Source organism: Carboxylicivirga longa (genome assembly GCF_050589825.1).
Lineage (GTDB): Bacteria > Bacteroidota > Bacteroidia > Bacteroidales > Marinilabiliaceae > Carboxylicivirga > Carboxylicivirga longa.
Map to the genome: position 1 here is coordinate 1 of NZ_JBNGOZ010000019.1, position 26,673 is coordinate 26,673.

The 26,673-nt window shown below is 40.2% G+C and carries 15 protein-coding genes; 2 read left to right on the forward strand and 13 right to left on the reverse strand.

Features of this window, described 5'->3' with window-relative positions; translation table 11 throughout:
* Positions 1-66: 66 nt before the first annotated feature.
* From ACRD7A_RS14855 to ACRD7A_RS14885, 7 genes are all read right to left on the reverse strand, one after another.
* Positions 67-342 (reverse strand): hypothetical protein, encoded by a 276-nt coding sequence (locus ACRD7A_RS14855; RefSeq protein ID WP_430812534.1) that lies wholly within the window; start codon positions 340-342, stop codon positions 67-69.
* Positions 343-360: 18 nt separating this feature from the next.
* Positions 361-3,606 carry a SusC/RagA family TonB-linked outer membrane protein gene (locus tag ACRD7A_RS14860; protein WP_430812535.1) on the reverse strand — a complete coding sequence of 1,082 codons (3,246 nt, stop codon included), beginning with the start codon at positions 3,604-3,606 and terminating at the stop codon, positions 361-363.
* Positions 3,607-3,622: 16 nt separating this feature from the next.
* Entirely contained in the window at positions 3,623-6,034 is a 2,412-nt protein-coding gene (locus tag ACRD7A_RS14865) for a T9SS type A sorting domain-containing protein (RefSeq protein ID WP_430812536.1), read from the reverse strand.
* A gap of 14 nt (positions 6,035-6,048) precedes the next feature.
* Entirely contained in the window at positions 6,049-7,257 is a 1,209-nt protein-coding gene (locus ACRD7A_RS14870) for a hypothetical protein (RefSeq protein WP_212230107.1), read from the reverse strand.
* Between the two features lie 6 nt (positions 7,258-7,263).
* The gene (locus ACRD7A_RS14875; protein WP_212230105.1) at positions 7,264-8,517 is read right to left on the reverse strand and encodes a hypothetical protein; all 1,254 of its coding nucleotides are present in this window, start codon (positions 8,515-8,517) and stop codon (positions 7,264-7,266) included.
* A 340-nt stretch (positions 8,518-8,857) separates the two neighbouring features.
* Positions 8,858-12,685 (reverse strand): hybrid sensor histidine kinase/response regulator transcription factor, encoded by a 3,828-nt coding sequence (locus ACRD7A_RS14880; RefSeq protein ID WP_430812537.1) that lies wholly within the window; start codon positions 12,683-12,685, stop codon positions 8,858-8,860.
* A gap of 38 nt (positions 12,686-12,723) precedes the next feature.
* Positions 12,724-14,271, reverse strand: a complete 1,548-nt coding sequence (locus ACRD7A_RS14885; protein ID WP_430812538.1) for a sulfatase family protein — start codon at positions 14,269-14,271, stop codon at positions 12,724-12,726.
* A 215-nt stretch (positions 14,272-14,486) separates the two neighbouring features.
* Here ACRD7A_RS14885 and ACRD7A_RS14890 point away from each other — a divergent pair, with 215 nt between their 5' ends.
* Positions 14,487-15,392, forward strand: coding sequence for a carboxylesterase family protein (locus ACRD7A_RS14890; protein ID WP_430812539.1), 906 nt, complete (start codon positions 14,487-14,489; stop codon positions 15,390-15,392).
* Between the two features lie 29 nt (positions 15,393-15,421).
* Positions 15,422-16,999, forward strand: coding sequence for a sulfatase family protein (locus tag ACRD7A_RS14895; protein WP_430812540.1), 1,578 nt, complete (start codon positions 15,422-15,424; stop codon positions 16,997-16,999).
* Positions 17,000-17,401: 402 nt separating this feature from the next.
* Here the strand turns inward: ACRD7A_RS14895 and ACRD7A_RS14900 are convergent, their stop codons facing one another.
* The 6 genes from ACRD7A_RS14900 to ACRD7A_RS14925 all read right to left on the reverse strand — a co-directional run bounded on the left by ACRD7A_RS14900 (position 17,402) and on the right by ACRD7A_RS14925 (position 26,651).
* Complete coding sequence (locus ACRD7A_RS14900) at positions 17,402-18,883, reverse strand: sulfatase family protein (RefSeq protein WP_430812541.1); 1,482 nt, start codon at positions 18,881-18,883, stop codon at positions 17,402-17,404.
* A gap of 12 nt (positions 18,884-18,895) precedes the next feature.
* Positions 18,896-20,530: a sodium:solute symporter gene (locus ACRD7A_RS14905; protein WP_212230093.1), complete on the reverse strand. Its 1,635-nt coding sequence runs from the start codon at positions 20,528-20,530 to the stop codon at positions 18,896-18,898.
* Positions 20,531-20,559: 29 nt separating this feature from the next.
* Complete coding sequence (locus ACRD7A_RS14910; protein ID WP_430812542.1) at positions 20,560-21,573, reverse strand: glycoside hydrolase family 130 protein; 1,014 nt, start codon at positions 21,571-21,573, stop codon at positions 20,560-20,562.
* Between the two features lie 381 nt (positions 21,574-21,954).
* Positions 21,955-23,280, reverse strand: coding sequence for a T9SS type A sorting domain-containing protein (locus ACRD7A_RS14915; RefSeq protein ID WP_430812543.1), 1,326 nt, complete (start codon positions 23,278-23,280; stop codon positions 21,955-21,957).
* Between the two features lie 253 nt (positions 23,281-23,533).
* Positions 23,534-25,858 (reverse strand): glycoside hydrolase family 3 N-terminal domain-containing protein, encoded by a 2,325-nt coding sequence (locus ACRD7A_RS14920; protein ID WP_430812544.1) that lies wholly within the window; start codon positions 25,856-25,858, stop codon positions 23,534-23,536.
* 133 nt (positions 25,859-25,991) lie between these two features.
* Positions 25,992-26,651, reverse strand: coding sequence for a hypothetical protein (locus tag ACRD7A_RS14925; protein WP_212230084.1), 660 nt, complete (start codon positions 26,649-26,651; stop codon positions 25,992-25,994).
* Positions 26,652-26,673 lie beyond the last annotated feature (22 nt).

Sequence of the window (26,673 nt, forward strand, 5' to 3'; positions counted from 1 at the left end):
TCTTTTATTTTGGCGGTATCCATGGCATTTTCTCATTAAGTTACAAAATTAAAACGCTATTGTAAACTACAGCCTTCCTTTATTATAGTCACCATGTTTCCAGCTGGATGTGCCCTGGTCGGATGAAGCAAACACATTGGATAAAAACTGCTGATTATAATAACCCGGCCCATTTTTTAGCTGTGCATAAGCCGCTGTTAAAGCCATTAAGGCCTGGTCTTTATCCTGATAGAAGTAATCGGTTCCAATTTGGGTTTTAGGCTCTTCTTCTAACCAGCTTTCGCAGGAAGAAAAAACAACAATACCCAATAGTAAAAATGTGATATATTTTAAATTATTCATTGCTTACAGTTTTGCTGATTAGAAATCAAGTTTAACACCAAACACATAGTTTCTCGTTCCAGGGAAAGCTCCGAAGTCAATGCCTCTTCGCTGTGGATCTTTATTGAAAGCCTGAACTTCAGGGTCATAACCAGGGTAATTCGTCCAGGTAAACAAATTCTGACCTGAAGCATATAGTCTCAGACTTTTCTTGTTTTTGAATCGGAAGGTATAACCAACATTGATGTTCTTTAATTTGATAAACGACCCGTCATAAATCTGACGGTCAGATACAATTGCTCTTTGTCCACCATCGGTGGCAGCTGCCGGGTTAGCTACTCTTGTTGTTTGACCAACAGCTGGGTTATAAGCCACTTCGTAGGTATAGTCTTCTGTTACCTCATCATAAACGGGCGTTACAGTCAATGGTGCTATCCATGAATCATTATAAGCTTCAGTAGCTACATTGGTACTTTTCTTCAAAGCATTTAAAGGCCATGAATCAACCCATAATATGTCACCACCTTTTTGGCCGGTAAACAATATGCTTAAATCCCAGTTTTTATAGCTTACGGTATTATTTATCGAAGCCGTAAAATCAGGGTTTGGATCACCGATCTGCACATAATCATCGAAATTGATGGTTTGAACATCCAATGGATTTCCTTCTTCATCATAATCTACAGAGTGGTTGATGTATTTAATCTCACCTGCTGCAGCATCATTTATACCACTGGCTGCTGCCTCATCCCAATTGGCATACACACCATCCGTTTCAGCACCCCAGAAAATACCGAGAGGTTTTCCTTCCATAAACATAGATGGATAGGTTTTATCATAACCAACCGCAGGTCCTAACTGACGTTCAAGATTAGAATTTAGCTTCACTAACTTGTTTCGATTCACACTAAATGTTCCCAGAACGTTCCACTGCCAGTCTTTATTTCTAATTATATCACCACCAATTGTTAGTTCAATACCTTTATTCTCAACTTCTCCAAAATTGTCTGTTCTCCAAGGATATCCATTTGAAGCAGGTAGATTTACTAGCTGCAATAAGTCGTGTGTCAGCTTGTAATAAGCATCAAAGGTTAGATTTAGTCGCGAATTAAACATACCAAAGTCAAGCCCAACATTGTACTGATCAGTTGTTTCCCATGTTAAGTCAGGATTGGCCAAATTCTGTTCAAAATAACCTACTACAACCTGACCATTAAAATTGTAACGGATAGGTGACATCACACCCAACGACTGGAAAGCTGCGATAGGGTTACTACCAGTTTTACCATACGACATTCTTAATTTAAGATTAGAAATAGATTCTACATTTTTTAAGAATGGCTCTTCAGATGCTCTCCAAGCTAAGGCTACAGAAGGGAAGAAAGCACTCTTTTTGTTTTCAGCAAACTTGGAAGAGCTATCCATACGTGAATTGACATCCACATAATACTTGCCTTTGTAGCTATAACCAACTCTAAAAAGGCCAGATAACAACCCGACTCTTGTAAATCGTGTTACAGGAACCATGATATCGGTTGCTGATTCAAAAGTATAGTAAGTGGTAATATCACTACCGTATCCATAAGCCTTATTAAAAGTGGATCTAATATTATTAACCTCGTAGGTTCCGACCACAATTGCATCTACTTTATGCTGACCAAACTTTTTCACATAGTGCAAGTTGGCTTCGGCGTATGTTTTAATATTTTGAGTATAGGATTGTGTTGCTTCACCATTATTACGGCGACCTCGGGTTGTAAAAGTAGGATAATAACTATCTCGTAGACTCATTTGATAATTGACTGCCCCCTTAGCAGTAGCACTTAAATGTGGTGTTATTTTTCCAACTAAAGATAATGCCTGATTAAAGGTGATGGCTGTTTTCTCATCTTCCACATATTTAGCTAGCGTATAAGGGTTAGACATGATTTGACCTTCATTTAAGTCAGCATAAACATCATCATCCTGACCTGGCTCTAACAAGTCAAATATTGGCTGAAAACGTAAAGCATTAGATACCACACTTCGGTCCTGATACATTTGACCATTCCCTACTGAAGACGCTCTTCCCTTGCCATAAGAAGCATTTGTTTTGGAGTAAATCTCCACCTTTTTATTAAAGGCTTTGCGCATGCCATTCATATTAAAAGTGGCACGCTTGTAATCTGTATTGATAATCACCCCTTGATTATCAGACAAACCCAAACTAACTGATAGGTTACTATTCTGGTCACCTCCACGATAAGCCACATTGAAAGCCTTTGAGTAAGCTTTACGATACACCTCATCCTGCCAGTTAGTATTAATACCGGTTGTTGTTGGGTAAGGCAAAGTATAACCATCTAACTCCTCAAAGTTTTCCGGTGTTAAGTCCTGTGTGCCATCAAACACCATTCCGTCACGACCAGGATTGGTAATATCAATATACAATTGATTGATCGTACGCTGATTCATATACCCTTCGAATTGAGGTCCATTAAGCACATCAATTTGCTGGTTCAGCTCCGACATGGCAAAATCGGCTGTTACAGAAAATTGGTCTTTTGTACTTTTGCCATCAGCCTGCTTGGTGGTAATCACCACAACACCATTCGCACCACGTGCTCCATAGATAGCTGTTGCAGCAGCATCTTTAAGCACTTCCATCTTCTCAATATCATTCGGGTTAAGGAAACTCAAGGAACTCTGAGACTGGCCAGAATTACTGTTCCCCTGAGCATCCTGAATCGGATCAATTGGTATACCATCAACTACGTATAATGGTTGTGTACCTCCTAACATCGAATTGGTTCCTCGAATGGAGATACTCACACCGCCACCTGGTTCGGAGTTTTCGTTAACTACCACCCCAGCTACCTGTCCTTGTAACATGCGCTCTACTGAATTTGTGCGCACTTTTTCCATCTGATGAGAGGTGACCTGTGCCACAGAACCAGTCAGGTCACTCTTCTTCACATTAAAGTAACCTACACTCACTACTACTTCATCCAATTCCGATATTTCTGGTTCAATATAAATGGTTAAGTTGGTCTCATCACCCACTGCTACTTCTTTTGTTTTCATCCCAATAAAAGAGAAGACCAAAACATCTGCTTTTTTAGCTTTAATATTAAAATCTCCAGAAGTACCACTTATTGTTCCATTGGTAGTGCCTTTTATATACACCGTCACCCCTGGAAGTGGTTGGTTGGATTCTCTGTCTAATACCTTCCCTGAAATGTTTAGTTCTTGAGCAATCAGGCTTATTGGCACCAAGAACAATAATAACATTAATAGTTTTTTCATCAGATTATGTTTTTAGTTACTGTTTTATAAATTTTAAAGCAATCGACTGTAGCCCATCATTAATCATTAGCACATAAGTACCTGTTGGCAATTGACTCATGTCAAGAAGTTCACTGCTATAGTTATTATACGATTTTAGTAATTGTCCCCTAAGTGTGTAGATGCTCAGCCGGGCATTTCTAAGCCCTTTCACCTTTGCATAGTCACTTACCGGGTTAGGAGTCATTTTATAGGATAATCTTTCCGTTTCAAAATTAGTTACGTTTGTTGTTGTATCAAACTGTTCCATCAGGAATTCTGCTGCATGCCCCCAGGTGCCATCCGGTTCAATCAACCATTTCCCATCCATCCATTCATATAAAAATGAAGTTTCATATTCCACACCCTTTTCCCAGGTAAATCCATCGGGTGCACCTTGTTGACCAGAGCAGTATAAGTTCCACAAGTAGAAATATGGTAAATCCATAGCTAATGCCAAACCACACAACTTATCATATTTAGTACGAATTTGTGAGCGACTATGACTCGAATAGGGAGCATTTTCGTTGATGGCAAATTCACCAATCTGAACAGACAGATCGCCATACTCACCTGTTGAAGTGGTGAAGTAATTAATCATCTCCAGCCCTGTCCACATGGCTGATGGAAATGGATAGTCGTTATTTTCCCATCCGCCATCGTAGGCCGACCAGGAGGCCAGGTCAATGCGGCAATGCGGTATCACATCCGCTGCCAGACAAGGGGTGTTATTATCCATCATGGTTAATCTCTGCCCATCTTTTTGCATCCATAACTTATTGAGCTCTATCCCATGCATTACCCTTGCCGTGGCATCCGGAAATTCCTTTCGTGCTCTTTCCGTGCCTCTTTGACGAGCCCTGAACATACGTGCCATACCTGCAATTTGCCATTCTACATCATCTGGTATCAGTGCTGGATCTTTCTCCCATAAAACACCTTGACCACGTAACATCCAGTCACCTTCCCAGTTTTGGTAAACGAAAGTCTTATCCAGATGTCCATAGGTTTCGAGCAGTTTTACCGTTAATTCGTACCACTGCTGCTCTTCATTCACATAAGAAGCATGCTGAAAATCGGGTCCATCTTTATAATCTCCCTTATTTTTTGAAGTCACCCAAAAGGTATGAGTTTTGATATTAGAGCGACTGTATAAATCCTGTATCTCCGGCACATCCAATAATTCCACCACCCTATTTACATTACTCCAGGTATGATTGAACGGATAGGCCGAACTCATCTTTCCGTTAATTGCCGACAAAGTTGTTTTAATGGCTGTTGAACCAAACTCTTGATAGTAGTCCAAGCCTTCGGTCATAAACGGTTTATCGGTAAAGTGATACCACCCAGCTATGTGCGAAGCTCCAAATATATCACGAAGTGCTTCCTTCTCATTATTCACCGATGGCTTGTACTGATTAACCTGATTAACAATCTCTGAAGGCGGTGTTAAGGTTTCGCGATAATGTACACGAACCTCACCATTATTTACCAGGCTAAAATTGGGGTTATCCAATGTGAGATTGGTAAAATTAATACCTTCTCCTAAACGCAATAAACCGCTTTGCGCAATTGAAAGCGTAAAGCCAGCGGCTTCCGACTTCTTATTTAAATTACCATTATTAATCATTAGTGTATAGATACTGCCTCCATCATTAATGGTGATGGACGAGCTCTCTCCATTACTTGGATTTTTAGTAAACAAACTGATATCGTTACAGACTATTAAACCATTTACAATTAAATTGGCTTTAGCTGTTGCTGAGCTCCATTGATAGGTACTGCCTGTTAAACCAAGAGTACCTTTTACATAGATATACGAATAACGTTCGGTGGTTACTATTACCCTGTTATTTGACTTCACAACGAGGTTTTCATCGCATACCAGATTATACAAATCAATCAACACATTTTTTTCGCCACTATCACTAAACATACTTAATGTGCCCGGATGAAAATAACCCTTACCGGTTATGTAAGTTGTGACATCCTGCAGATTCATGAAAATGCGACTATTATATTTGTATAACGAACCATCGCCCGAACTACCGGGCTGCACTCGACCAGATGAGAATGTGCCTTGACACTCAATACTACCGTTAATCACCAGGTCTTTGGCAAAATTATCGGTATCATGCCCCATGCTTAAACTTGCCGACTGATTAACTTTCAGATGTCGGCATAGTACAATGCGTTCTCCCGATACGCTTCCCTGTACATCGATGTATACTGAATGATTATTTTCAATTCGCACATCATCATCAGGTCCCGGAACAAAACCACCTGACCAAAGGCCCGGGTCGGACCAATTGCCACTTTTAACAGAGTATATAGCCCCGGAAAAATCAATCTGCGCACTAATATTCACAGCGTAGAATAAACCTATTATTATGTATAGAATTTTCTTCATAACCTATCTACAGTTTAGAGCTTACCTAATACTTCGATCCCTTTCTTTTTGAAGACCTCATATTCTGGATAAACTTTGTGCTCATTTTTATAGGTTTTCAAGAACTCATTCATCTCTGAATAGAAATTCTGATGCAGATAATAAACCGGCTTCTTTTTACCTTCTTCACTAATCATCGACATCCCCTTGGACACTCCTGCGTTTGTGTATTCATTATTGTACATCTCCCAATGCAATGCAAAAGGCAAATTCAAATCCAGACTCACTCTCATCATTCGTTTAGTCAGAAAGAGCTGTTTAGCATCATCCTGATTGGCATTGGTTTGATAGCCATACTCGCCAATATATACACGACGTTTAAAAGGGACCCCATCTTTCTCAGCTAACTTACTCTCAATGTAGTCCATAGCTTCGCCTACGGCTTTCTTTAACTCTAAGTAGGTTGGCTTCTTCTTGATGATTTCGTAGCTGGAGTAGGACACCAAATCAGGGTTTGTATGTGGTAGCACACTATTGACAATGCATTTTTTACCTTCTAGACCTTTAGTCACAAGGTTAAGTTCAATATAGTGCCAAACCTCAACCTCTTCATGAGGTGTATTCCTTTTAGCATCATCCACTGCAATCTGACGAATATTGAACCAGTCAATCATACCTTGAACCTTCTCATCGGACGGAATATTGTCTCGTTTACCCAAACCGTGTAGCAACCAATCGCCCTCCCAGTTCCCAAACAAAAAGGTTTTGCCGGACCCACTGTAGGTTTTCAATACATACTCTGTCAGTTCATACATCTCCCGATATAGCATCAACTTCTCCTCTGAAGTTAAGCCATCCTGCCATTTGGCTTCTGTAAACGTATGAACCCAGGCGAATATGTATTTAAAATCCATATCCATGACCTTCTGGTAGTCTTCTTTCTTCTTAATTAAATCTAGTGTTGTTTTAATACCTGAAGCCGGTTTCATGCCGTAAGATTTGGCATAATTTTTACCCATTGAAATCTTCAGGATATTGGAGCCCATACCTTGAATATGTTTGGCCTGCTCAACAATAAACGATTCTTTGGTAAACTTATAGTTAGCACCAATGGCTTGAGTTCCGCAAACAAAGTTATAGTCTTCCAGTTCAGGCGCTTTATCAAATATCTCTCCATCTACTGTTTGGGCCTTAAGCTGGCCCAATATAACTATGACAACTAATAAGATGTTTAAAGCTCTCATCGTTCTCTATTTTAATGCATTAAAATTCAAAGCCGCTTCCTTAAATATTGCCAAGGATGGTACATGGTTATGCTCTTTATAATACCTTTTGACAAATCGCTGACTTTCTTTATAGAACTTATTATGAGTGTACCAAATTTGCTGTTTCTTACCCTCGTCATCAATCATCCAGTAGCCCACTTGTTCGCCAGTTTCCTTCTTTATTTCGTTGTTATACATTTCCCAGAACAAAATAAAAGGAGACTCCCACTCCAAGCCTGCTTTAATCACCCATTTAGCACGCTCATCCTGCACATCTTCGCCATGACTCATAAATGGGCTGCCATATTCGCCTATCCAAACTCGCTTACCTTCAGGGAGTCCTTCTTTTGCAGGCAAATACGATTCAATGTAATCCAAAGCTGTTTTAAGCTTCGTGTTCAACTCAGCTTCTGTTTTAGGCGGGTTGGTTACATCGTAAGTTGAATAGGATACATAATCAGGATTGACCTCTTTTAACACAGAGTTGGTAAGCACTTTATCATTCAAATCGATGCCACGTTGAACCAAATTCACCTCCATGTAATGGTATATTTCTACATTTTGGTATTCCGTATCACGCTTGGCATCATCAATGGCTTTTTGACGTATTTTAAACCACTTTTTGATACCTTCCAAGGTAGCTTCATCTGCTGGCTTTGTACGGTCGTAGTCCCAACGCAAGTGCCAGTCACCTTCCCAGTTACCCAGGTAAAATACCTTACCGGAGTTGTTAAACTCCTTCAGCATGTATGTTGTTAAATCGTATAATTCATCATACAATGCCTCAGCATAGCAATCTTCATAGCCACCAATGAACTTAACTTGCGTGGTGTCGTTTTTCTGCCCAACAGGTTCGGGTAAATATTGCGAAAAGCCATACACCCAAATGTGGTAATATTTAAAATCCATGTTCAACACTTCTTTAACCGATGGCTCCAGCTGTGCCAGTTTTGTTAAAGAAGTGATCTCTTTATTCTCGGGTAAACCATAATTCTCAGTACAATAACGAGGATGCATCGAGAACTTAAGCAAGTTGGAGCCCATGTCTTTTATCTGTCGTGCCGTTTCCACCAACATGGATTCTTCGGTGAATTTGTATTTCGACCCAACTGTTTGTGTGCCGATCATATAATTATAATCGTTAATCACTTTTTGAGAAACGTCATCTTTTTTTTGTCCGGCCAATGCCCAGGCACTCACCAGTATGACCAACGCGATGACAAAATAGATAATCTTCATATTACTCGTTTTTCTTTATAGTTATTGACAATTTCATTTTTAGAAGTACATATTCACATTCATCCATTGATTACGCGATGATGTACTTTCACGATTGCAATATGAAAAACAATAAGAAAACAAGGGTTTGAATGCTGTGCAGATAGGTTGAATCTCCAACCGAGCAAGATAAGACACTAATTCACTTGCACTTATCAAATTTAAACATGCTATAAATTATACATGTAACATTAAGTTTGTTATCCACTAATATCCTTTTTACACAAAATATAGACTCATAAAAAATGCGGATAAAACAAAAGTCCTCCGCATTCATATTTTAAACTTCAGTAGTTGACTATCAACCCTGACTTTCCATAAACTCTTTGGGTGTTTTACCATGGAATTTTTTGAAAACCGTGCTAAAATATTTGGGATCATGAAAGCCCGATTCGTAGGCAATATCAGCAATGCGCATATTCTTACCCGATTTAAACAACTCTACGGCATGGTTAAGTTTGATCTTAATCATCAGGTCAGATGGTGTCATACCGGTTAAGCCTTTTAACTTGCGAAAGAGGTTTGAACGACTTAAGCCCAATTGCTCACAAAGCACATCAATGGTAAAATCACGGTCCGTCATATTCTCTTTGATGAGCTGAACCGCATTGGACAAGAACTCTTCATCGGGTGACGCATGCGTTGCTTTCTTTTCTTCACCAGACTGCTCAACCTGCCCGAGGGCCTGCCGTGTACGCAACAGGTTATTAATGGTGGCTTTTAACACTTCAATGCTAAAGGGCTTCTCCACGTAGGCATCGGCACCCACTTCCAATCCCTCCACCTTATCGTCAACACCAATTAAGGCCGTAATCATCACCACAGGGATATGACTTGTTTTAAAATTACTTTTTATCACCTGGCACAATTCTTTGCCATTCATTTGTGGCATCATCACATCGGTAATGATGAGATCAGGATTTTTCTCAACCGCTAACACCAAGCCCTCTTTTCCGTTGGGTGCCTCAATAATCCGATAGTTCTTAGCCAACTCCGATTTGATGGTTGCCCTTAAATCATCGTTATCTTCCACCAGCAATACGAGTTTATTCTCACCAATGATATCAGCTACTTTCTGTCCTTCATCAACATGGCCCTCTTCCAGCATGATTTCATCACTAACAAAATGCTGCGAACCCATGGGCAGTTCAACTGAAAATGTGGACCCTATGTTTTCTTTACTTTCCAGACAAATCGTTCCATGGTGCAACTCAACAATGCGCTTGGCCAGCATTAAACCGATGCCTGTACCGGCTATACCTTTTAAGCGTACGTTTTCACCACGTGAGAACCTGGAAAAAATCTGCTTCTGCTGCTTTTCGGGCACGCCTAATCCATTATCGATAAAATCAATCCTGAGCTTTCCATCTAACAAATGGGTTTTCACCTTAATATGCCCACCTTCTTCACCGTACTTAATGGCATTGGATATTAGATTATTAAACACACGACTAATTTTTACTTTGTCGACCCATAGGTTGACTTCATGAGATGACACCTCGATATCCATTGATTGTTTTTCCAGTAGGGGTTGAAAATCACGACTTATGGAGTAAAGTAGTTTACCCAAGTCAACCTTCTGCACCTTTAGTTTTAACTTCTGACGTTCGGCTTTTTGGAACTCCAGAAGCTGAGAAACATATTCATTAAGACTACCGGCGTTACGCATAATTAACTCAATGGCGTCCTTACTCTTCTCATCTTTCGGCAACTGCTCAACCAGTAGCTGAATTAATGATATGGGCGTACGAATATCATGCGCCACATTCACAAAAAACTGTATTTTCTCATCACTAAAGCGTTGTTTCTGCCTGGCCTGGTTGGTCATAATAACAAGTATTAACAAACCTAATATCACGAAGACATAAACCACAAAAGCCCACCACCTTAACCATAATGGATTTAAAATCTTAATATCCAATCGGTATTGCGAATCGAGGTATTTACCATCGGGAGAAATGGCCTTTACAATCAATTGATAAGTACCAGGCCGAATTTTTCGATAGCTGGCTCTTCGTTTATCCGATGAAACAATCGCTTGCTCATCATAACCTACCAGCTGCCACTCAAAACTGCTTTTACGCGGCCCATGCAATTCCACCACTTCAAAAGTAAATGCCAGTGAATTTTGATTATAGCTTAACTCCAACTCATCGAGATAATTCACATCTTTCAATACTGTTAATGTGTCAGGACTTAAACCGTTAATTAAAAATTCCGACACTCGTAGTTTGCCCCTATTGTTATATTCCCTCACGCTATCGGGGTGAAAAATAACGGCTCCATCAGGACCTCCAAATGCCAGTTCTCCATTCTTCAATTTGGCAGATGCTCCAAAACCAAATTCGTTAGCTACAATACCATCCTTTACATCGTAATGCCTAAAGTGTTTTTTATTCATGTCGAGCTTCCAGAGCCCTGTGCTGGCTGCCAGCCATAGATTATTGGAATTATCATCCAACAAAGAGTATACGATTCCAAGTTGCTTATTGCTTTCTGGATTTAATTGCTCAACGTCATTAGATTGTAAATCATAGACAAATAAACCTTTATCAGTGCCAATCCACAAATTATGTTGGTCATCGTAAAATAATCCATATACATTAGTAAGTACATTATTCGCTATTTCAGTTGAATATGTCAATCTTCGATGACTACCATTACGCTTATTTAACTCAAATACACCATTCATGCCACCAACGTATATGGTCTCATCTTTTCCCTTGACAAAATACTTGGCACTTCCGACCGGATAGGTTTGATGCAGTCTACCACCAACAAAACACATAACCGGGCCATCGGTCCCCCCTATCCAGACCTCATCATCGTCAACAAAAGTGGTAAATACCAATTTATGAGGCGGTTTTTCAATTAATTTCCTAGAATCTGATAAGCCTTTGAGTGGATCAAACTCAATGATTCCTTCACCATATGTTCCCAACAACAGATGCCTATGGTACCCTGAGATAGACAACACCGGAATATCTGATAACTGATTGAATCGATTAAAGGTAGACCATTCACCGCTTGGTGACAAACAACTTAATCCATCTTCTGTACCAAACCAAATATTACCATAATTATCCTCACAGATTGAGCGCACACTGTTGTTGTGCAAACTATTCTTCTCATTTAAAATGTGTGCTATATTCTTAAATGGGTTATTACTATTGTAAAGTATATCAATCCCGGTTTCTCCTGAGGCCAGCCAATAGGTATTAAACTCATCGATGTAAATATCATGAATACTATTTTGCCGAATGCTATTTGTATTATCCGGATCATGCGCAAGTTGCTGTTTGACCTTATGTGATTTATCCATAATAAATAAACCTAACCTGTCTACAGCAACAACTGCCTCTCCTTGTTTATTAAAGGCAATACTTCTAACGGTATTATACCTGTCAGCCGATCTAAATAAATCCGGGTGATGTAACTTGTCCGTCTCATTAATAATGAACAAGCCATCATTTTCAGTACCTACCCAAAGCTGATTGCTCTCATCAATATCAAAGTGAATAATATCCATCTTCTCCAGATAGACTTTACTCTTTGTAAGTTGTCCATTATTAAAATGGAAGATATGAATACCTTTCGATGTGGCTAAATAAATCTTCCCATCTTTTACTTTAAGGTGACGGTTGTACGTTAACTCAGGAAAAATCACTTCGCTAAATTGATTTGAATTGATATCGAACACCAACAAACCATTGAGCATGCCAATAACCATAAGGTTGTCATCTACCAGACAAGCAGAAATAAACTCATGTTCATAGGCTTCTCCAAGGGTTAAAAAATCGTCATATTCATATTGGTACTTATAAATACTACCGCCAGTGCTTATTACAAAAAGCTCACCTTCATGATTGATGAGCTCAATAACCCTGTTACCCCATTTGTTTTTCTTTTGATTAAAGCTATAGTTGCGAACTTCATACCCGGAGTGGCGGTTCAGACCATTTGATGTAGCAATCCACATATAACCCAGTGAATCCACTTCAAAGTCATTGACATAACCATTACTTAAGCCATCCTCAACACCCAAGTGCTTGATTTCATAAGCACCTGCAGTATGGCTCAAAAAAAATACAATTAAAAGTAAATACCACTTCCCAACTGCTGCTTTCATTATTCACCTATTTAGTTATCAATGACAAAAATAAAACATTAATCGTTCGCGTTTGGCTGAAATAATTTTGTATGTCCTTTAGTTGCACCATTTCGATTCTTATGGCGCTTCCACCTCAACTGTTCAGCGCGTTGAATGGCTTTCCGATCCTCTTCCTGCATCCACTGATTCAAGGCATTCAGATTATCACGCACCTTAAAAGCCGATAAGACATAATCATTGGTAGCCTGCATCTGACTTTCCAACTCTTGTCTTAGTTTTTCGGCAATATCCTTGTATGCCGGGTCATCAATCAGGTTATGTAAGGCATCCGGATCCTTCTCATAATCGTAGAGTTCCTCAACACTGCGATACACCCAATGCTCGTAGCGTTCTTTCACCTCTTGATTGGAAGTGGCTTGTGCTTTCATATATTTATGGCTGGCATAAGCATCGGCCGAACACTTAAACGGATATTTACCCGTTGCCCAGGCATTAAATACATAGCCATATTTTTTTGTCAATACGGTTCGTGAAGGCCGTGGTACACCACCTGCATTCTCATCAAATTGGGCAAACACATATTCTGAGCTTTTTAATTCATTGCTTTTCAACGCATCGTAAAACGACAAACCTTCCACTCCTGCAGGCTGTTTAATACCGGCCATATCCAACACAGTAGGCATAAAGTCAATGGCCGAAATCATATTATCCGTATTGACGGCACCTGCCTCAACCTCGCCGGGCCAGGCCACAATCCATTGGGTTCGGATACCATTGGGATAAACTGATGACTTGGCAAACGGTAAGGGCATACCATGGTCCGATACAAAAATCACAATGGTATTCTCATGATAGGGGCTCTTCTTCAGCACCTCAAGAATGGCACCCACGCAATCATCTCCACGTTTCACCGAGTTGTAGTAATTAAGCACCTCTTGTTTTACTTTTGGCGCATCCGGTAAAAAAGCCGGTACATCCACCTCATCGACAGAGAACACTTTTGAAGGTACAAAAGCATCAAATCCTTGCTTTTTCGATTTGACATCGTTGAAAAAAGGCTTGTGCGGGTCGGCCACGTTCACCACACAATAAAAAGCTTGCTTTTCTTGCTCTACTGTGGAAAGAAATTCCTCCAATTGCTGACCATATGAAATGGCGGAGCGTTTCTCGGCGCCTTTAAAATCGATCTTAACATCCCAATACTTTTCAAAATCGGGACTCAAACTACTATCTGCTGCTTTGTTGATGACCCCGGTAATATATCCACTCTCTTTTAATACCTCGGGCAGGGTTTTAAAACCAGCTTCCACATAAAAGAAACCACGCATACCGCTTTGATGTGGGTAACGGCTGGTTTGAAACACACTGCGCGATGGTGAACAATTGGAAGCCTGTACATAGGCCTGTTCAAAACGCATTCCTTCCTCAGCCAGGCGGTCAATATGAGGTGTTATTTCTGGTATCTGGCATCCATAAGCCCCAATGGAGTTCCAGTTCATATCATCGACAGTGATGAATAAGACATTGGGTTTGTTTTTTGATGATGCGAACATCATTAAACCAAATGCGCATAATAAGAGGGTTATAAAATAGATCCGTTGCATATTTCAATTTTTGCCAATAAAATTACTACGTACTTCCAAAAGCTTTGTTTATAAGGTATTCAAAAAGGTGTAAATACTGGTCATTTCCCATGTCAAACACTACTATTAATACAAGTGCTAATTGTAAGCAAACCTAATTGACAGGAATACAAACCTCAATAAGCTTATGCTACTTTATTTTGCATGCATCGATTCACTTTTGAAAAAAATCCATTATGAAGTATGTAACGATTATTTTAACCTGCCTGGGACTATCTTTACTTTTTACACTTAACGCCTGCGATAAGGATTCAAACAAAGCAATTGAAGAAGAAAAAGAGTTACCTGCAGAATCGCCTGACAATAATAACAAAGATAAGGTAGCTGATTATTCAGATATTGAAAGCCTGCCTGCAGATACCGGTGGCGAACAGCTAGCCTACCTCAAAGGCACTACAGCAGCCAGTTATGGCTATTATGCCTATACACCTTCTGCATACCACCAGGGAACAGAAGAATACCCATTGATTATTTCTTTGCATGGTGTCGGAAAGCGAGGTGATGGCACTGATTTAGATGATTTGAAGAAGGTGCTTTGGCTAGGACCAGGTAACCTGATAAAGAAAGGTGAGTGGAATCCTACGTATCCGGCCATTGTGGTAGCTCCCTTAACAGCCACCAACTGGGATGCCAAGAAAGTACATGCCTTTATTCAATACCTGATGGACACATACCGGGTTAATAAGCAACGCATTTATTTAACCGGCAACAGCATGGGTGGATTCGGCACCTGGAACTACATTCAGGAATATGGAGACCAAGCACTTGTAGCCGCCATCATACCTATCTGCGGAAAAGGAAATCCTGATTTAGCTCATCAGTTTACTAACATTCCAGTTTGGGCATTCCATGGGATTGATGATAACACAGTGGATGTGTATGGAAGTATTGACATGGTTAAGGCCATTAAAGCTTTGGAAGTGGATTTGACTTACACACCTAAATTAACGCTTTACCCTGGTGTAGGCCATGATTGCTGGACCATGACTTACGATGGCTCCGGCATGGGACAAGGTAACCCCAATTTTGATGCTTTTGACATGAGCATTTACGATTGGCTGTTCAGGTATAAGAAGGAATAAACGTCTATTAATATTTTAATTATAAATCTATGAACAAAACATTTAAATATGGTTTTGCAGGGCTAATCCTGATTATTCTGGGAGCTGCTTGTAATCCCTCAAAGCGGAAAAAAGCGGAAAAGCACCCCAATGTATTGGTGATTATGTGCGATCAGCTGAATTACGAAGCCTTGAGTTGCTATGGCGGCCCTGTGCCAACGCCCAATATCGATCGCATTGCCAAAGAAGGCGTACGATTTACGAGAGCCTATAGCACAACTCCTTTTTGCTCCCCTTCTCGAGCCTCTATTGTAAGCGGACTTTATCCTCACCAGCATGGTGTAGCCCATAACCTGGGGTTCAAGCAAAAAGAAGGCATCACCATCAAGGATGAGACAACTGGTAAATTATTGAATAAAAAGGGGTATAAAACCCACCAATTTGGAAAGTGGCACATTGAGAGCGATTCCTTAAATTATTTGCCTTACTATACCGACCAGTACGACTATGGCTACCAGTACAAAAAAGAAATGGAAGACAAGGGCATTACCGTTCGTAAAGATGATGGTAAGGATTGGATGAATTTTTACAATCAGTTTTGGCCGGTAGAAGTGAGTCCTTATATGAAGGAGAAGAGAAACTATCTTGAGTCATTGTGGGCGGATCATAGTAATAAAGACTTTCCTATTAAAATGGGTCGATTGAGATTAGAACAAGAGGACTGGATCGACGATAAGTTAGCTAGCCTGACGGTTGATAGAATTCGAAGAGCTACATCCAGTAACGATCCGTTTATGATTACGACCTCTTTCATTTGGCCTCACGACCCTAACTTTGTCCCGGATCCTTACTATGACATGTTTAATCCCGATTCGTTACAGATGCCTGCAAGTCAATTTCCGGATAAGAAGTTTGATAAGTCATGGTCACGAAGAATGGTAAAAGGCTATGGAGACGAAGGCCTTAAAGAGTTTATGCGTATCTATTATGGTGCTGTCAAATACCTCGACGACAGGGTAGGTAAGATATTGGCGGAACTGGAGAAACAAGGTGTGATGGATGAAACCCTTATCATCTTCACCTCCGATCATGGCGATATGATGGGAGGCCACGGCATGGTATGGAAGGTGAATGAATCATTTTACGAAGAACAGGCGGCTGTCCCTTTTATTATCCGTTACCCTAAGCTCCTAAAAGCTGCTGTTTCAGACATACCCGTGAGCCTTGTTGATATGAAACCAACCATTCTATCGGTGACGGAAACAGCATTTGAACAAAAAGTGGCAGGCGTCGATCTTATTCCTTTCCTCACGGGAGAAAAGGCTCGATCATTGGCACCTAAATACTCATTTTGTGAGCGCATTAAACCTAATCCCAATGGTAGTCGCGAAGTGCTGGAAGATGCCAAAGGGTCGTTTATGATTCGTAATGAACAATATAAGTTAATCATCTACCATGATGGGGATCGCTTCTTTTATGATTTAAAAAATGATCCGAATGAAACGGAAAACATGGTTAATGACAGCGCTTACAAGGAACAAGTCCTGGAGTTGGAAAACGCCATGCAAAACTGGTTAGAAGATACTGGGTGGAAAGGTCAGAAAGTGAAGTACATGTACCGAACATAGTTAGATAAACCACTAAATATCAAAGTCAGGCTGCAAACAGTCTGACTTTTTTTATGTCTTTTAAAGAATCTGGCTTATGTTATTTGGTAATTAGAAGATATCCATAACACAAATATTTCTCACAAAGTGCGCAAAGCTATATAGTCGCGAAGAACGAAAAACACACAAAAAAGCATTCTATATTTTGCGACCTTTGCGTAATTCTTAGCGGTCTTAGCGTGAACCTTATTTTTCAGATACCAATACTTATCTGTCCATTCTATGGTTTTAACAGGAAGATAAAATGCGATTAACAGGTCCTCTCAATTGAAAAAAAAGCCTCTATCATCAATAATGACAGAGGCCTAATACAAACTTACAAATCCACTTTTACGCTCAACTCAAGTCGCTTAAATATTATCATTAATGCTTCTTTTTCTTTTTGGGTGCTACCTGGCGCAGCCACCAGTCGCGGTCAGGGTTATAGTTGTATTGCACTTTTAGTCGCTCAATCTCCTGACGCAACTGAGCTTCAATTTCGGCATACTCAGGCATTCCAATCAGGTTATTCATCTCTCCCAGATCGTTTTCCAAGTCATACAGTTCATCAATATCATGGTCTAAGAAACAATCCACTAACTTATACTTATCGGTTCGTACAGCCAACATATCAGGTCCGGCGTATGGATATTCATCATCCACATAATACTGGAATAACATGGACTGGCGCCAGGCATCATCCTTTTGATGTTTCAATAGTTCTACCATTGATTCACCCTGCATATAATCCGGCTGTTCAACACCTGCTAACTCAAGTATGGTAGGTGCCATATCCACATTAAGGCACAGCTCATTAATTTTTAACTCCGGCTGAATCAATTTTGGATAACGAATCAGCATTGGAATTCGCATGGAAGCCTCATAGGCAATACGTTTATCCCAGTAGCCATGCTCTCCCATAAAATAACCATTATCGCTGCTATAGATGATAACCGTATTCTCTAATTCACCTAATTCCTCAAGGGTAGCCAATACTTTACCCAACGATTCATCCACGGCCTTTAAAGTTTTGAGTAAGCGCATAAACTTATCACCTTTCACCGGCCATTTTTTAATCGGCAGTGAATCAACAGGCACATATCCTTTCCACTTGGCATCGGCTGCTTTAATGCGCTGCCACTCCGGTTTACCGGCAAAAGTCTCGTTGAGCATGCCATGTGGCGGCTCAGGCAGTTTCTCATCCGCATACAAATTATCGTGACGGGGTGCCGGCGAATGATCCTCATGCACCGCTTTATGCCACAGGTTCAAACTGAAGGGTTTATTTTTATCACGCTTTTCTTTTAACCAGGTAATGGCTTTGTCAGTCAGGATATCGGTCATGTATCCCTTCTCCTGGTATTCACGACCATTATCATTTACCTGTGGATCAAAATAATCGCCTTGTCCGTTAAAGCTGAACCAATAATCAAAACCCGGACGGATATGTTCAGCTCCTTTTTTATGTGCCATGTGAATTTTACCCACATGAGCCGTTTGGTATCCGGCATCCTGTAGTAATTGCGTGTACGGCTTAAATCGATTCCAATCCGGATCAACATGGCGGTTATTCTGGTTTACCCCATGAATATGGGCATACGTACCTGTTAAAAAACTGGCACGCGAAGGCGAACAAATGGATTGCGTACAAAAATAATTTTCGAACAACACCCCTTCTTTGGCCAAGCGATCCATATTGGGTGTTTGTAAAAACGGATAGCGTTCATTCACACCTAACGCATCATATGGTTGGTCATCTACCAATACAAACAAGAAGTTGGGTTGTATATTTTCCTTCTTTTTTTTTGCCTGGCAAGAAGTAAAAACCATTACTACCAGTGATACCAATATTATATTTCTAATCATTTTATCTTGTGTTTAAAAAAACATAAAGTACATCGTGAAACAGGCAATTACGAGTAGCAGTGACAATACCCTGAAGTTCTTGTACAATACTACATTTTTCAACTCTTCCGACTCTTGTTTCCAAATGTCCAAGGTCCATGTATTTTGCTTCACCTTGTCTTCATCTGGCAAGTGCGTTGCTAAACTCACAATAACATTAACTATTACACTTAATACCAAAATGATTGGCGCTAATAATAAGAAATGAAGTTGTATTTCCATACCCAGCACATATTTGCTAATCATGATAATGGCTGCCAATAACAAACCTGACATCAAACCAAAGAAAGCCCCTTTTTCATTAGAACGCTTCCAGAACAATCCTAAGAAAAAAGTACCGACAATAGGCGGGGCCAAATACGACGTCACCTCCTGGTAATAGGCTACTAAGGAATCAAACTGCTGAATGATGGGTGCCCAGAAAACTGCAAATACCAATACCAAAAATGAGGTAATCCGACCCACCCATACTAACTTCTTTCCATCTGCATTGGGATGAAAGCGTTTATAGAAGTCCATGGTGAACAGTGTCGAAACAGAACTCAGTGTCGCACTTAAGGTGGATGTTAATGCCGAAATCATGGCTGCCAGAATAATGCCAATTAATCCAACCGGCAATAATTTTACAATCATACGTGGATAAACCTGGTCGGTATTAATGCCAAAGCCTGACTTTAAGGCACTACCATCTATCATTTCAAATGGCAGGTTTTCCACTCCAAATAAATTGATACCACGAGCAATTAATCCTGGCAATATGAAAATAAAGAGGGTAAAAAGGTACAGAAATCCAACAAACAAAACGCCTTTTCGGCCATGGTCAATGGTCTTAGCCGATAAAACCCGCTGCACCATCACCTGGTTATTACCCCAAAAATAGAAGCCTAAAATGGGTATACCTATCCACATGCCTAGCCAAGGCACGGTTGGGTCACTCATGGGGCGGGTTAACTTTAACCATACGCCTTCATTGAAAAGGGTATATAATTCTTCCCATCCGCCTATTGAATCGAGTGCGAAGAAATACAGTATAGCCGATCCTACAATTAAAACTGCTGCCTGAATCATATCGGCGTTTATGGCCGATGACAATCCACCAATAATTGTATAACTACCAGCTACAGCTGCCATAATAACAATAATGGTGAACAACTCTAAATCTGGAAAAATCAACTTGATAATTAAGGCTCCTGTATATAGCGTTGCTGCCGCATCCAAAAATACATTTCCAAAAATGGTGATGAATGAAAAGTAATATCTCGACTTCTTATCGAATCGTCTCTCCAGAAATTCCGGCATGGTAAAAATCCCTGATTTTATATAAAAGGGAAGAAAGAACAGCCCAAAGAACACCATTACCAACACGGAGATCCAGTTATAGTTGAATACGGCTATCCCACTAATAAATCCTTCGCCTGAATGTCCCATTAATGTGGAACTTGATACACTGGCTGCAAATAAGGAAAGACCTATCACCGGCCAGGTCATGCTTCGGCCTGCCAGGAAATAAGAGTCCGAGTCTGAACTCTTGCCATTCTTCAAAGCCCACCAAATGATGCCGACTAAAAAGATAACTAGGATGCTAATATCTATTGCACTAATATTCATAATATTGAAACTTTTTATGTGGATAACTCCTACTTCGTATTGTCTTTTATGAATTGTACCAACTCATGAATATTAGCTGTAGCAGCACAACACCACTGATCTGAAGCTCCATAGTAAACATACAAGGTATCATCAACGATCACATTTCCTGTTGGGAAAACGACACCCCATTTATATAAGCCGTTTTTCTCAATATCTGTTTCAGGTTCCAGAATAAAATCCTGAGTACGATACAGTATTTTAGTTGGATCTTCCAAATCTAACAGACAGGCTCCTAAGCGGTAAGTAAAATCCTTATCCACACCATGGTAAAGCATCAACCAGCCTTCATCTGTCCTAAGAGGTGGTGTGTTACCACCTACTTTCGGCTCCCACCACTCTTCACCTTTCAGCAATAATTTGCTTTCCACATTCCACGACATCATATCATCGGATGATTTAATCCAAATAGCAGGGGCATCAGTTCCATATTCTTCACCTACATAATTTTTTGGACGGTGAAGCATGTAAAATTTACCATTTATCTTTTCAGGAAATAAAATAACGTCACGGTCATCAAGGCTTGGCTCTGTTAGTCTACCAACCTTTTTAAAGTTAACCAGGTCTTTTGAGATCGCTAAAGCAGTATTTCCAACATTCTCTCTTAAACACTTAGGGGCAAACTCACTTAACTTAGGCGCTTCTATCTGGTCGTATTCATTCTTCCAATACTGTCCCGGAGGATAGGGGCGAAATGCATAAGTCATATAATACTCGTCGCCAAACTTAACGACCCTTGGATCTTCAACAGAACCTGCATCATAACCATTAGGATCTGGCGTTAAAACAGGTTTATCCTGAACACGCTTGAAGTTAAAACCATCCTTACTTGTTGCTAACCCAATATGTATATGATGTTCCTTATCGTCACCTGCAGCTCTGTACAATAAATAAAATGTTCCATCTTCATACCAGACAGCAGGGTTAGTTGCAACTAAACTTTCCCACTCATTATCCGGATTAGGTGATAAAATTGGATTTCCTTCAAATTTCTTCAGCTTCATCGTTATCTTCTTTAATTGTTATTTTTCCTATAGCTGTTTGGAGACATTATCCCAAACTGATAAGCCAAATATATTGGTCATTAAAGAAGATGTGGTTTTATAACTGGTCAAGGAGTTTCAAATGTTGTTCACCTATCTTTATATAATTACTAATGTGACATATAGATATGTGCATTTTTAATAATTAATCTTTTTCATTGCTATAATTACTTAATCATACTATCAATTTCCTGAATAAACAATCCCTGTATTTCATTCCAGAATTATTAACTTCTTTTTATAATACTAAAAATAGGAGCTGAACTTAAACCAACTCCTATCAATATAATTAAAATCCACTAACATCCTGAAAGATAATATTTTAATCTATGGTGCCGCAGTTTACTTCTTAATAAGCTTAATAACTGAATCGCCTACTTTAACAATGTATACACCAACCTCTAAATTCGCGACTGAAATAGTACCGTTAGCAACTATAGCTTGCTTCACCATGGCCCCATGTACTCTGTATATTTCAAGTACAGCTCCCTCTGCAGCTCCACTAATATTCAAAACATCAGTTGCGGGATTAGGATAAACTGAAACATCTGACTCATCAATAGCATTAAGGCCAGTGGCCTGATCTTTATAAAAATAGACGTTGTCAATATAAAAGGTGCCATAGGAGAAGTTACCTGGTGTTCCTTCTGTATCGAATTTGAACTGATAAATATCGTTAAACAGCATATCAGGCTTGGCATTTGTGAAATAACTTATGGGTATATCCACGCTAGTCCATTGCTCCTGTGTTATTGTGCTAATATGGTATGCTGTCTCACCAGTATTCTGACTAATTGGCGAAGCTCTTAATTCTATTCCATCAGCCGTCCAGTAATCGAAATGCAAGTAATCTGCAGCAGAAACATCCATTGCATCGAAAGTGGTTCCCTGATAGTTCAGTTTCCCAAACTTCAATGTTGATCGACCATTAATATCGATTAAGGAGAACTCCGTACTTTGCCACCAACCCGGATTGTAATCCACATTACCAGGCGCTATATAACTGTCACTAAAAATAGCGGTAACATCAGATTGGGAATGATTAGGAACTGGAGCATTAGTAGCGGGCAAAGGATCCACAGCTACCGCCGTACCAACAGGTCCGGTAATATTATCAAAGTACAGTTCTACACCATTAGTTATTGTTTTTTCTCCGCCAGCACCGTCATACCCTGGGAGAAAAAGAACGTGCAGATATTCATCATTAGCACTAACCACACTGCCGTTCCAGGCCACACTAAAGTCAAGACTAATCGATTCCCATCCACTACCTGCAGTTGTAAAACCAACTTCCACACTTGAACCTCCATTTAAAGACGATTCGAGCTTTATTATACCTCCTGCCACTTCAGTCGTATAAACGTCAAAAGTTACTGTTTTATCTACCCCTGTCAGATCAATGTAATTGCCGATTAACTTTATTTTAACAAGCTGCCATTGTTTAGGGCCATCCTGGTCCCACGCTACGGTAGGGCCACTTTCAATATATTTAAGCACTTGTCCATGAGTGCCACTAGCATCAGGATCACTGACAATTTCAGCTTGTCCGCCATCACCTGTTAATAAGTTAGCGCCATAATCGGATTCGAAATCCAAGGGTAGCGTCTGAGCCATCGTCATACAAACTGTCAGTATGAGCATTGTAAAAATTGTAGAGATTCTTTTCATGATTTTTGTTTTAAGAATTTATTAAACTGATCTACTCCTCGTCAGGAATCTTCTTCTTGAAATCAATTCACCAGGCCACATCACTGTTGCCAACCTACCATTTCAACACTCACATTCTTTCACTTACATGCACACGCAAACTCAAACCCCAAGGGTCAACAAAAAAACAGTGAACCGGAAATAAACATCTGGAGTAAGAGGAAAAGTAACTAGCTGTTAAACCAATTATCTTTACCTCTAACATTATAGCTAATTAGAACCTTCTAAAAGGACATGTCCATCTGCCACTTTGAGTAGCATTAATCATTACAACCTCGCTACCAACCTGCACCTTAAAGTCCCCTTCTTCCAATACCCATTCACCAGCCAGATTAACAAAGGCTAAATCAGACGCCTTCACTTTTATTTGAACTGTCTTGGTTTCATTAGGACTCAGCTCAATTTTATCAAACCCACGCAAACGACGATTATCAGGTGTAATGGAAGCATACAAATCTGATGCAAATAGCAGCACAGATTCTTTTCCTGTTCTCTTTCCGGTATTGGTTACATCAACAGAAAAAGTTAGTGTGTCTGATGGTGTAAACTCAGGCTTATCAACCTTCAAATTACTGTATTCAAATGTTGTATAGCTCAACCCATGACCGAAGCCATATTGTAAATCCTGAACAGCACCGTAATTATAGGCACCTTGCATCTCCGTCCTGTTCTCAGCTGGTTTATAATCATAATTCATCAATGAATTGGGATGCTTGGGGTATGTATAAGGCAGTTTACCCGATGGATTAGTAACGCCAAATAAAATGTCAGCAGTCACATCTCCTCCGAATGTTCCCGGAAGGTAGGTTTGCACTATAGCTCCGGCTAATGGCTCTATATCCGAAATGGTACGCGGGCGTCCTTCATTCAATACCAATATGATTGGTTTACCTGTTTGAGCTAAGGCCTTAACTAAATCTTGTTGATTTTGCGATAAAGACAGATTGTTCAGATCGCCGGGTTTCTCGGTATAGGTGTTTTCTCCTATACAAGCGACGATTACATCAACATTTCTGGCAGCATTTACAGCCTCGGCGATATTAGTCGTTTCTTCTTTCCACCAGGCATCCATTTTGTAAGATACCCCAGGTGCATACACCACATCATTAGCATGTTTCTTAATTGAGGTTAAGAAGGTATTGTGGTTATCAATGAATTGTTCGACCTTTTCGCCTTGCCACGAAAGGGTCCAGCCACCTTGCAAGGTGCGCATTGAGTGCGCATTGGGTCCTGTCACCAATACTCGTAGCTTAGGCGATAGGGGCAAAAGGTTTTCAACATTTTTTAGTAAAGTGATTGACTCTTCTGCAGCTCTTCGTGCCTCATCCTGATGGTCTATGCTGGCAAACTTCTCATAACCAGCGTAATCAAACACGGGTTTTTCAAATAGTCCAAGACGATATTTTAAAAGCAAAATACGACGCACAGCGTCATCCAGACGAGACATTGATATTTCACCTTCATTGATTAATTCGATAAAATAGTCGGTATAATCCACATCATAAGGTACCATGGCCATGTCAATACCTGCATTAAAAGCTATTTTGATGGCCTCTTTATCGCTTTTAGCAATACGGTCACGTTCGTAAAGATTATTAATATCCTGCCAGTCTGTTACCACCACGCCATCAAACTGCAGGTCTTCTTTCAACATTTTTGTTAGCAGATTATAACTGGCATGAACCGACTCTCCATTCACAATACCTGAGTTAACCATTACTGTAAGGGCTCCGGCCTCCACAGCCCTCACAAAAGGCTCGTAATGTTTCTCTACCAGTTCATGTAATGGGATATTGGCAGGCGTTCTATCCTTACCATTTACAGGAGTACCATAGCCCATATAGTGTTTCAGGCAGGCTGCAACATGGTGTTCATCTACTACATCTCTATCAGCCCCCTGGTAGCCTTTTATCACTTCCTTTCCCAACTCTGAAATGAGATACACATCCTCGCCAAAAGTTTCCCAAATTCTCGGCCACGCAGCATTACGCCCCAAGTCTAGTACTGGCGAAAAATTCCATGGCAGATTTGATGCTCGTGTTTCGTACGCTGTGTTTTCAGCACCTTTTCGTACCAAATCTCTGTTGAATGTGGCTGCCTGTCCAATTTGCTGAGGTAAGAAAGTAGCCTTTTGTGTGTAGGTGGTTCCGTGTATGGCATCAATACCATAAATCACAGGAATACCTGTTGCTTCAATGGCTATCTCCTGAATGCGGCTGACCACAGCTTGCCATTCATCCAGTGTTAGTGGTGTATTGGTCGCCGTATTAAGTATAGAGCCCGTTTTCCGATTGACTAATACGTCATTTAGCATCACTTCGTCCAGTTTAAACGGAAAGTGACTTGAATATACATTCTCACCTTCTCCAATCACATCGAGAGTAAATTGGGCTGTTTGCCCCACTTTTTCTTCAATAGTCATTTGAGTCAAGAGCGCCTCAATTTCTTTATGATAAGGGGAATGACTTTCTTTCTGACCGCAGGATATAAAAGAGATAGTTAATGATATGACAGTAACTATTGCGAGTACATTTTTCATTGTTTCTTAATTCTAGATATGAGACAGAACCCGGAAAGTATTCATCAGGCTCCATTAATTGGTTTAATTGAAATCGAATCTTTATAATGTTTTCAATTGAGTTTCTTCAACTCAATTAGTAATTAATGTAGGTTCAGTTGAGCGTAATGGTGATGACAGCGCTCTGTGTGGTTTGTCCCCTGCTATCTTTGGCTTCTACATACCAACTCAGATTTCCTGCATTCAGATGGCTTGTATACGATGTACCTTCAATACCTTCTTTCAGCAATGAAAAGCCATTAGCAGCATCTTGTTGAATGTATAAGTCGTAGGTGATGGTTCCTGTGCCGGCAGATGAGGCATTCCAACTAAAAGTAACATCACCAGCTGGCATATCTGCTTTAGGAGCTATGAGTGCAGGTCTGGAAGGCAGCACTCCACTCTCTCCTTCACCAATTGTACTAAAAGAATTAATTTCACTTTTAGTGCTCGAAGTTCCATCGTAGGCCTCTATCTGCCAATAGTACTTTGCGGCTATATTTAACTCCTGAGAAAGGGTATAACCAGGGTTTTGAAGATTATCACCTGCAATACTCAAATTATCCTGTGTTGTTCCAAACCAAAATGTGTACGTAAGGTCATCCTGCTCCGGATCGCTTGCTTCCCAAGTAAAAGATGGTTGCAATGACTCGCAGGTTTCTCCGTCAGCGGGTGAAAGTAGTATTGGTTGGGTGGGTGGCAAATTGGGATCCTTTGATTTACTACAACCCAATAGAACTGTCACTATACTAAATATCATTATTTGTGTTCGCATAATTTTTCCGTATGAAGAGGGG